Here is a 1,159-nt window from a genome sequence, read left to right as displayed (position 1 = left end):
ATTACGCGAGGATCTTGGCCACGACGCCAGCGCCCACGGTACGGCCACCTTCGCGGATAGCGAAGCGCAGGCCTTCTTCCATGGCGATGGGGTTGATCAGCTTCACAGTGATCGACACGTTGTCACCAGGCATGACCATTTCCTTGTCGGCTGGCAGCTCGATGGCACCAGTGACGTCGGTCGTGCGGAAGTAGAACTGAGGACGGTAGTTGTTGAAGAAAGGCGTGTGACGGCCGCCTTCGTCCTTGCTCAGAACGTACACCTCAGCGGTGAAGTGGGTGTGGGGCTTGATCGAGCCGGGCTTGCACAGCACTTGGCCGCGTTCCACGTCTTCGCGCTTGGTGCCGCGCAGCAGCAGGCCAACGTTGTCGCCCGCTTGGCCTTGGTCCAGCAGCTTGCGGAACATTTCCACGCCGGTGCAGGTGGTCTTGACGGTGTCCTTGATACCGACGATTTCGATTTCTTCGCCGACCTTGACAATACCGCGTTCGATACGGCCGGTCACCACGGTGCCGCGACCGGAGATCGAGAACACGTCTTCCACAGGCATCAGGAAGGCGCCGTCCACAGCGCGCTCTGGCGTGGGGATGTAGGTGTCCAGGGCTTCGGCCAGCTTCATGATGGCTTCTTCACCCAGAGGACCCTTGTCGCCTTCCAGGGCGAGCTTGGCAGAACCGCGAATGATCGGGGTGTCGTCGCCAGGGAAGTTGTACTTGTCGAGGAGCTCGCGCACTTCCATTTCGACGAGTTCCAGCAGTTCTTCGTCGTCCACCATGTCGCACTTGTTCAGGAACACGATGATGTAAGGCACGCCCACCTGGCGGGCCAGCAGGATGTGCTCACGGGTCTGGGGCATGGGGCCGTCAGCGGCCGAGCACACCAGAATGGCGCCGTCCATCTGGGCAGCGCCGGTGATCATGTTCTTCACATAGTCGGCGTGGCCTGGGCAGTCCACGTGGGCGTAGTGGCGGTTGGCCGTTTCGTATTCCACGTGGGCGGTGTTGATCGTGATACCGCGGGCCTTTTCTTCGGGCGCTGCATCGATCTGGTCGTATGCCTTGGCTTCGCCGCCGAACTTGGAGGACAGCACGGTAGCAATCGCTGCCGTCAGCGTCGTCTTGCCATGGTCCACGTGGCCGATCGTGCCCACGTTGACGTG

At 61.4% G+C, this 1,159-nt stretch carries 1 protein-coding gene; it reads right to left on the bottom strand.

What is annotated here, in order from left to right:
• Nucleotide 1: 1 nt before the first annotated feature.
• On the bottom strand, nucleotides 2-1,159 hold a 1,158-nt coding region (gene tuf, locus ASE52_RS08130; RefSeq protein ID WP_198928090.1), incomplete at its 5' end, for an elongation factor Tu.

The sequence above is a fragment of the Acidovorax sp. Root275 genome (assembly GCF_001428965.1).
Taxonomy (GTDB): Bacteria; Pseudomonadota; Gammaproteobacteria; order Burkholderiales; family Burkholderiaceae_C; genus Acidovorax; species Acidovorax radicis.
The sequence above is the reverse complement of the archived record's forward strand: the minus strand, read 5'-3'. Positions and strand labels throughout refer to the sequence as shown.